This window comes from Deltaproteobacteria bacterium (genome assembly GCA_003696105.1).
GTDB lineage: Bacteria > Myxococcota_A > Polyangia > Haliangiales > J016 > J016.
Genome location: RFGE01000298.1, coordinates 1 through 7,998, shown reverse-complemented (window position 1 = coordinate 7,998; position 7,998 = coordinate 1). Strand labels below are relative to the sequence as shown.

Sequence of the window (7,998 nt, the reverse complement as noted above, 5' to 3'; positions counted from 1 at the left end):
CGGCGGCCGCGCGCGCCGCGCACCGCCCGGACCGCGGTCCAGCCCCGCGGCGCGCCGCTACCAGCCGCCCTCGCCGTCGCCGCCGCCGGCCTTGTCGCCGGCGCCCTGGCCGCCGCCGCCGCCGGTGCCGCCGCCGGTCCCCGAGCCGTGCTCCTTCGTCGGCCCCGGCTTGCCGTCGTGGTCGCCCATCTTCTTGCCGCCGCCGGCGCCTTTGGCGCCGCCCTGGCCGGTGCCGTGCTCCTTGGTGCCGCCGCCGGGCATGCCGTCCTCGTTGCCGGCGTGCGCCTTGCGCCCGGTGCCGACGCCGGCGCCGTGGCCCGTGCCGTGCTCCTGCGTCGTGCCCGGCTTCGCCTCGGCCGGCTTCGCCTCGGCCGGCTTCGCCTCGGCCGGCTTCGCCTCGCCGGCGCCCGCGCTCGGCTCGCCGGCCGCCGACTTGGCGTCGTCTTTCTTGCCGCAGGCCGGCCCCGCGGCGAGGGCCAGCGCCAACAAACCGATCGTCCACACGGTGCGCATGGCCCGACGGTAGCACAGCCGGCGGCGCGGCTCACGCCAGCGCGCGCGCCGCGCGGCGCATCAACTCGCCGATGCGCACGCCGTGCGGGCAGGCCGCCTCGGCCCGCGCGAAGTCGACGCCGTCGATGCGGCGCGCGTCCGGCGGCAGCGCGCGAAACAGCCGCCGCGCCTTGTCCCGCTCGCCGTACGCGTCGCAGTACATCAACAACCGCAGCGTGTCGCCGATGCGCCGCAGCTGGTCGACGGTCGCCGGTTCCTCGTTCGATCCGATCGTCCGCACGTAGTACGGGCCGCGGGCGACGAACAGCGCATTGCGCGCGAGGTAGCGCAGGCCACCGCCGGCCACCTGTTCGACCGCGCCGTCTTTGTGCTCGCCGCCGAACGCGCCGAGCGCGTTGGCCGGTTCGCCGAGGTCGTACACCTCGACGTCCACGGTCGCCCCGTCGGGACCGCGCAGCGGCAGGAAGTACAGCCGGCGAAACCCGTACGCCAAAAAGTAGTCCGCCCGCCCGTCGATCTTCACGTACGGGTTGTCGGCGTCGAACTGCGACACGCCGCCCTCGGTCCATCCCGGCCCGGCGAGCGCGTCCGGAATCGGACCGCGATCGCCGCTACCCGGAGCGGCCGCCGGCGATGCGAGCGGCGGCGGCGCGCCGAACCGATCCGGGTCGGCGCGCCGGCCGCGCCAAGCGACCCCCGCCGCGACCGCTGCGAGCCCGAGCCCGACCGCCATCCCCCAGCGCATCTCGGCGCGGGAACAGGTGCGCCGGTAGTGGCGCCACGGCTGCTTGACGAGCAGCCGGTCGGCTTCGACGCGCGGGGCGGTGCGGCGCTCGCCGGCCACGTCGCGTCCCCTCCGCGTCCCGCCCGGCGTGCGGACGCGCGGGACGCCCCGCCCGCGCCCGGCGGCGCGCGCGAGCCCCTCCCCAAAGTGCGCGCCCGATCGTCAACCCAGCGCCCGTTGTAGCACGGTCCGCGGGGCCGGCGACGCGCCGGACGCCGGCGCACCCGCGTCCCGACCGGCGCGCCCGTCGCGCGCGCCCCGCCACTTGTGCGAGGCTCGCGCCATGATGCCCGTGCGCGCTCGCACCGCCGCGGCCGCCGCGGCCGCCGCCCTGCTCGCCGCGTGTCCGTGCGACACGGATCTCGTCCCACAGGTCGACCGCGCCGCGCTCGACGCATCCCTGCGCCTCGGCACCCGCTACCTGCTCGCGAACCAGAAGCCGGACGGCCGGTTCACGTACGAGTACGACTGGCGGGCGCGGCGCGAGCTGCCCGGCGACAATCAGGTGCGCCAGGCCGGCGCGATGTGGGGACTCGCGCTGATCTTCGCCGACGAGCCGTCGCCCGAGGTCGAGCGCGCGCTGCGCCGGTCGATCGCGCTGTTCGAGGGGCTGTCGCGGGTCGCGCCGGACGGCGCGCGCTACGTGGTGTATCCCGGCGACGCCTCCGGCAAGATGGGCACGATCGCGATCTTCGCGCTCACGTTGATCGACTACCTGCGCGCCGGCGGCGCGACGTTCGACGCCGGGGAGCGCGCGCAGTACGAGCAGGTCCTCGACGGGTTGCTGCGCCAGCTCGTGCGCGCGCGCCGGCCGGACGGCCACTTCGCCGGGTCGTACCGCCACGCCGACGGCGCCCCCGTCGGCGACCCGAACCCCTACGTCGACGGCGAAGCGCTGCTCGCGCTGGTCAAGGCGGCCAAGTTCCTCGGCCGCGACGACCTGCGGCCGATCGCGCTGTCGACCGCGCGCGCGGGCTACTGGGACAACGTCGTGGTCGCGCGCGCGCTGCACCCCGATTCGGACACGACCAAGGGCTACTACCAGTGGGGCTCGATGGCGTTTTTCGAGATCGCGACGGCCGACTGGCCGGGCGCAGACCGGTGGCCGTGGCGCGTGATCGAGATGGCCTACTGGATGATCGACGTCCACCATACGCTGCGCCGCACGCGCAACACGGCGTACGCATACGAGGGGTTGATCCACGCCTGGGAGCTCGCGCGGCGCCTCGGCGACCGCGACGCTCAGCGCAAGATCGGGCGGGTGATCGGCTACGGCCTGTCGAAGCTCACGGCGTGGCAAGTCGGCGGGCCGATCCCGAGCCGTTGCATCGGTCCGCCGCCCGACGACCCGCGCGCGCTCGGCGGCGTGCAGAACCACGCGCGCGAGCCGGTGCTGCGGATCGACGTCACGCAGCACCAGATGGCGGCGGTGCTGCTCGCGCGCCGCTACGTCTACCCCCCCGGCCGGCCGCGCTGACGCCCGGCTGGCTCCGCGCGCGCCGGCTCGGGTACAATCGCCGCATGGCGGTGCAGTCGTCTCTGCCGGCCACGCTCGGCGCCGCGACGCGCACGATGCGCCTGGTGCACGCGGCGCTCACCGCCGGCGTCGGCATCTACGTGGTCGTCGTGGCCGTCCTCGTCCGCCGGCCCGCCGACCCGCAGGCCGGCGCCGCCGCCATCGGCGTGCTGCCATACGCCTTCGCCGCCGCCGCGGTCGGCTCGCTCGTCGCCCTAGTGGTGCTGCGCCGCAAGATGATGCCCGCGCGCGAGCCGCCCGCGCAGCTGGCCGACCGCATCGCCGACGACGACCCGTTGCCGGAGCCGGCCCGGCGCGCGCTCGGCAAGGTGTTCGCCGCGTCGATCGTGACCTGGGCGCTCGCCGAGTCCGTCGCGATCTACGGGTTCGTCCTCGGGATCCTGCTGCGCGACGTCCGGCCAATGCTGCCGTTCGCCGCGGTGTCGATCGCGGTCTTGCTCGCGTACGCGCCGCGGCGGGCGCTGCTCGAAGCCGCCGTGCGCGCGGCGCGGCGCTAATCCGCCGGTTCGACCACGACGAGCAACGTGTCGGCGTCCACCTGCTCGCCCTCCGCGACCAGCACGCGCGCGACGACGCCCGCCTCGGCGGCGACGACGCGGTGCTCCATCTTCATCGCCTCGAGCACGACGAGCGTGTCGCCGGCGGCCACGCGATCGCCCTCGCGCACGCGCACCTCGACGATCGCGCCCGGCATCGGTGCGACGAGCGCTCCGTCGGGCACCGCTTCGGCCGCGTCGGGAAACCGCGGCCGCTCGACCAGCTCGATCGCGCGGCCGCCGCCGAGCACGTACCGGCGCGCGCCGTCGGCGATCACGCGCCACGTGCGGCGCACGCCGCCGGCGTCTTCGATCGCGATCGACAGCGGCGCGGCCGCGCCCGCCGCGACCGGATCCTCGGCGAACGCCGCCACCCGCACCGCCCCGTCCGCCGCGTCGCGGCCCACGGCGAACCGGCGCCGGCCCAGGTTGCGATAGGCGACGGTGACCGCGCCCCCGCGCGCATCGTAGACCACGCGCTGCGGATCGCCGGGATTGTTGCGAAAGCCCGGTTCGAGGGCCGGCAGCAGGTGGCGCGCGGCGCGGCGGCGCTCGACGTCGGCCAGACACGCGGCGACTGCCGCGGACCAGCGGTCTTCGTCCGCCGCCGCGGGCTCGGCCAGATCCGCCGCGTGCTCGTCGACGAAATGCGTGTGCAACGCACCGTCGACGAACGCGGGGTGGTCGACCACCCGCAGCAGCAACTCGCGGTTCGTCGGAATGCCGCACACCTCGAACCGGCGCAGCGCCATCGCCAGCCGCGCCGCCGCCTCGCGCCGCGTCTCGGCGTGCGCGATCACCTTCGCCAACATCGGGTCGTAGTGAATCGACACGTCCGCCGGCCCCGCCCGGGACGTGTCGTCGACGCCGCTGTCGACGCGGACGCCGGCGCCGGCCGGTGCCCGCCAGTGGACGATGCGGCCGCTGGCCGGCAAAAACCCCGCGTCCGGATCCTCGGCGTACAGGCGGCACTCGATCGCCGCGCCCGCGATCGCCACGTCCGCCTGGTCGAAACCGAGCGGCTCGCCGCGCGCGATGCGGATTTGCTCGCGCACGAGGTCGATCCCGGTGACGCACTCCGTGACCGGATGTTCCACTTGCAACCGCGTGTTGACCTCGAGGAAGTAGAAGCTGCCGTCCGGCGCGAGCAAGAACTCGACCGTGCCGGCGTTCGTGTAGCCGACCGCGCGCGCCAGCGCGAGCGCGGCGTCGCCCATGCGGGCTCGCAGCGCGGGCGACACCGCCGGCGACGGCGCCTCCTCGACGATCTTCTGGTGGCGGCGCTGGATCGAACACTCGCGCTCGCCGAGATGGACCACGTTGCCGTGCTCGTCGCCGAGGATCTGGACCTCGACGTGGCGCGGGCGGTCGACGTAGCGCTCGACGATCAAGGTGTCGTCGCCGAACGCGCCGCGCGCCTCCCGCCGCGCCGCCGCGATCGCGTCCGCCAGGTCCACCGCGCGGGTCACCACGCGCATGCCCTTGCCGCCGCCGCCCGCCGACGGCTTGAGCAGCACCGGCAGGCCGACGGCGCGCGCGCGCTGCGCGAGCGCGGCGTCGTCGCCGTCGTCGCCGTCGTCGCCGGGCACGATCGGCACGCCCGCGGCGACCGCCACGCGGCGCGCCTCGCGCTTCGAGCCGAGGCGTTCGATCACCTCCGGTCGCGGTCCGATGACCGCGATCCCGGCGCCGGCACACGCCCGCGCCAGCGCGGCATTCTCGGCGAGGAAACCGTACCCCGGGTGCACCGCGTCCGCCCCGACCCGGCGCGCCGCGTCCACGATGCGGTCGATCCGCAGGTACGACTCGGCCGCCGGCGGTGGGCCGATGCGGACCGCGACGTCGGCTTCGCGGACGAACGGCGCCGCTTCGTCCGCGTCGGAGTACACCGCGGCCACCGCGATGCCCATGTCGCGGCACGTCCGCGCGATCCGGCGCGCGATCTCTCCGCGGTTGGCGATCAGAATCGTGTCGATGCGCGTCATCCTCGTGTCCCGTGGTTGCGTCACACGCCGGTTGCGCAGCTCGGCGCCGGGTCAGTGGCGGAACACGCCGTAGGCCATCGTGCCGCGGACCGGCGCCGAGTGCGCCGCCGACAGCGCGATGCCGAGCACGTCGCGCGTGTCGCGCGGATCGATGATGCCGTCGTCCCACAACCGCGCCGTCGCAAACAGCGCGTGCGACTCCTTGTCGATCTGCGCCTCGATCATCGCCTTGCCCACCGCGATCCGCTGCTCGTCCACTTCGACGCCCTTCTTTTCCGCCGCCTGGCGCTGAATGATCTCCAGCACGCCGCCGAGCTGCTTGCCGCCCATGACGGCGATGCGATGGTTCGGCCACGTGAACAAGAACCGCGGCTGATACGCCCGGCCGCACATCCCGTAGTTGCCGGCGCCGTAGCTCGCGCCGATCATCACCGTGATCGCCGGTACGGTGCTGTTGGACACCGCGTTGATCAACTTGGCGCCGTTTTTGATGATGCCCTCCTGCTCGTACTTGCGGCCGACCATGAAGCCGGTGATGTTCTGCAGGAACAACAGCGGCACGTCGATCTGGTTGCACAGCTGAATGAACTGCGCCCCCTTGTTGGCCGATTCCGACAACAAGATGCCGTTGTTCGCGAGGATGCCGACCGGATAGCCGTGAATGTGCGCCCAGCCGCACACCAGCGTGGCGCCGTACAGCGGTTTGAACTCCGACATGCGCGAGCCGTCGACGATGCGCGCGATGACCTCGCGCGCGTCGAACGGCTCCTTCACGTCGGCCGAGGCGATGCCGAGCAGCTCTTCCGGGTCGTAGCGCGGCGGCTCGACCGGCCGGTGCGGCGCCGGCCCGCGCTTGCGCCAGTTCAGGTGAGCGACGATCTCGCGGCCGAGGCGGATGGCGTCGAGTTCGTCCTCCGCCAGGTAGTCGGACACGCCCGACACGCGGCTGTGCATCTCCGCGCCGCCGAGTTCCTCGTGGTCCGACTCCTCGCCGGTCGCCATCTTCACCAGCGCCGGCCCGGCGAGGTACACCTGCGCCTGCCGCTTGACCATCACCACGTAGTCGCTCATCCCCGGGATGTACGCGCCGCCGGCGGTCGAGCTGCCGAACACCAGGCAGACGGTGGGGATGCGCTCGCGCGACCGGCGGGTGAGGTCGCGAAACCCGCGGCCGCCGGGCACGAAGATCTTGGCCTGGTTGGGCAGATCGGCGCCGGCCGACTCGATCAGGCTGATGCTCGGCAGCCGGTTCTGCTCGGCGATGTCGGCCATGCGCGCCGACTTCTGGACGCCAAGTTCGTTGACCGCGCCGCCCTTGACCGTCGCGTCGCTCGCGGTGATCAGGCACTCGACGCCGGACACCACGCCGATGCCGGCAATCAAGCTCGCGCCGGCCGTGTGGCCCGGCACGCCGTGGCCCGCGAGCGGGCACAGCTCGAGGAAGTGCGCGTCGCGGTCGACCAGCAGCTCGACGCGCTCGCGCGGCAGCAGCTTGCCGGCCTCGCGAAACCGCCGGACGTACTTGTCGCCGCCGCCGGCGCGCGCCTGCGCGAGCGCGGCGCGGACCGCCTCGAGCGCCTCGCGGTTGGCGGCGTCGTTGCGGCGGAACGTGTCCGACCGCGGGTCGATTCGCGTCGGCAGCACCGGATACGGCTGCGCCTCGGACGGCAGCTCGGAGCGGGTTCGAACGGGAATGCGAGTCATCGTCGGTCGTCTCGGGTCGGGCGTTGCGGGTCGGTGGGGTCGCGCCGGTCGCGTGCGGCCCGGTCGCCATCGGAGCGGGCGCCGGCGTTCGCGTCGCATGCCGCGCCGTCGCCATCCGAACGGGCGCCGGCGGGTCGGTTCGCCAGCGCCGCGACGACCGCCTCGAGCCGAGCGACCGCGCGCTCGATGCGCTCGGCCGGCTCCGCGTCGGCCGGACGCCCCGCCCCGCGAACCAACAGGTCGACCAGCTCGTCGGCGGCCGCCTCGGGATCGACCGGCTCCGGGCCGGCGATCGCCTGCCACACGAGGTGCTCGACGGCGCCGAGCACGACGTCGCGGACCATGCGCCGAGGCACGTCGGGCCGCAGCTCGCCCCGGCACACGCCGCCGTCGACGATGCGCGCGATCAGGCGCGCGACGCGCCGCTGCAGCGCGACGAGCGGCTCGCGGTGCGCGTCGCCGTCGCGCGGCCGCAGCTCGCGGACGACCACGCGCGACAGCGCCTCGTCGCGCGACAGCTCGACGAGTTGCGCCCACACGAGATAGCGCAGCTGGTTGCGCGCGCCGGCGATGCCGTCGCCCTCCGCCTCGAGCCGGGCGATGAGCGGCTCGTACACGGCGCGGATGACCTCGAACAGCAGCGCCCGCTTGCCCGTGAAGTGCTTGTAGATGGTCGCCTCGACGATGCCGGCGCGCGCGGCGATCTCCGCCATCGACGCGCCGTCGTAGCCGCGCTCGGAAAACACGGCGCGCGCCGCCGACAAGATGTCGGCGACGCGGTCGGCGTGCGGCTTGCGCGGCGTGGCGGCGCCGGTCACGAAGGGAAAATATCACTCACCATATCAGAAATCAATCAACATAATATACTGTATTTTATTTGTTAATATCACTCGCCAGGTTACTCGCTGAGCGCCGCTGCGGCGCGCCGCGGCGTACAAT

Annotated in this window: 7 protein-coding genes; 2 read left to right on the top strand and 5 right to left on the bottom strand. The window is 74.1% G+C overall.

Translation table 11 applies throughout. The features are described from left to right. Positions 1-57: 57 nt before the first annotated feature. Both D6689_18975 and D6689_18970 read right to left on the bottom strand, forming a co-directional pair. On the bottom strand, positions 58-513 hold the full coding sequence (locus D6689_18975; GenBank protein ID RMH38680.1) for a hypothetical protein: 456 nt from the start codon (positions 511-513) through the stop codon (positions 58-60). 31 nt (positions 514-544) lie between these two features. Beyond that, positions 545-1,357 carry a hypothetical protein gene (locus D6689_18970; protein ID RMH38679.1) on the bottom strand — a complete coding sequence of 271 codons (813 nt, stop codon included), beginning with the start codon at positions 1,355-1,357 and terminating at the stop codon, positions 545-547. A 223-nt stretch (positions 1,358-1,580) separates the two neighbouring features. Between D6689_18970 and D6689_18965 the strand changes: the two genes are divergently transcribed. Both D6689_18965 and D6689_18960 read left to right on the top strand, forming a co-directional pair. Then, the gene (locus D6689_18965) at positions 1,581-2,774 is read left to right on the top strand and encodes a hypothetical protein (GenBank protein ID RMH38678.1); all 1,194 of its coding nucleotides are present in this window, start codon (positions 1,581-1,583) and stop codon (positions 2,772-2,774) included. A gap of 44 nt (positions 2,775-2,818) precedes the next feature. Further along, positions 2,819-3,331 (top strand): hypothetical protein, encoded by a 513-nt coding sequence (locus D6689_18960; protein RMH38677.1) that lies wholly within the window; start codon positions 2,819-2,821, stop codon positions 3,329-3,331. On the opposite strand, the gene D6689_18955 is transcribed toward D6689_18960, so the two are convergent. Genes D6689_18955 through D6689_18945 form a run of 3 tightly spaced genes read right to left on the bottom strand, consistent with a single transcriptional unit; the run spans position 3,328 to position 7,877 of the window. Beyond that, positions 3,328-5,355 (bottom strand): biotin/lipoyl-binding protein, encoded by a 2,028-nt coding sequence (locus D6689_18955; protein ID RMH38676.1) that lies wholly within the window; start codon positions 5,353-5,355, stop codon positions 3,328-3,330. The two genes, D6689_18960 and D6689_18955, sit on opposite strands and share 4 nt — an antisense overlap. Positions 5,356-5,406: 51 nt before the next feature. After that, the gene (locus D6689_18950; GenBank protein RMH38675.1) at positions 5,407-7,059 is read right to left on the bottom strand and encodes an acyl-CoA carboxylase subunit beta; all 1,653 of its coding nucleotides are present in this window, start codon (positions 7,057-7,059) and stop codon (positions 5,407-5,409) included. Further along, positions 7,056-7,877: a TetR/AcrR family transcriptional regulator gene (locus D6689_18945; protein RMH38674.1), complete on the bottom strand. Its 822-nt coding sequence runs from the start codon at positions 7,875-7,877 to the stop codon at positions 7,056-7,058. Before D6689_18945 ends, D6689_18950 begins: the two co-directional genes overlap by 4 nt. Positions 7,878-7,998 lie beyond the last annotated feature (121 nt).

Coding starts and splice junctions, on each gene's coding strand:
- D6689_18975 (RMH38680.1), bottom strand. CDS start 513: ATGCGCACCGTGTGGACGATCGGTTTGTTGGCGCTGGCCCTCGCCGCG.
- D6689_18950 (RMH38675.1), bottom strand. CDS start 7,059: ATGACTCGCATTCCCGTTCGAACCCGCTCCGAGCTGCCGTCCGAGGCG.
- D6689_18960 (RMH38677.1), top strand. CDS start 2,819: ATGGCGGTGCAGTCGTCTCTGCCGGCCACGCTCGGCGCCGCGACGCGC.
- D6689_18965 (RMH38678.1), top strand. CDS start 1,581: ATGATGCCCGTGCGCGCTCGCACCGCCGCGGCCGCCGCGGCCGCCGCC.
- D6689_18955 (RMH38676.1), bottom strand. CDS start 5,355: ATGACGCGCATCGACACGATTCTGATCGCCAACCGCGGAGAGATCGCG.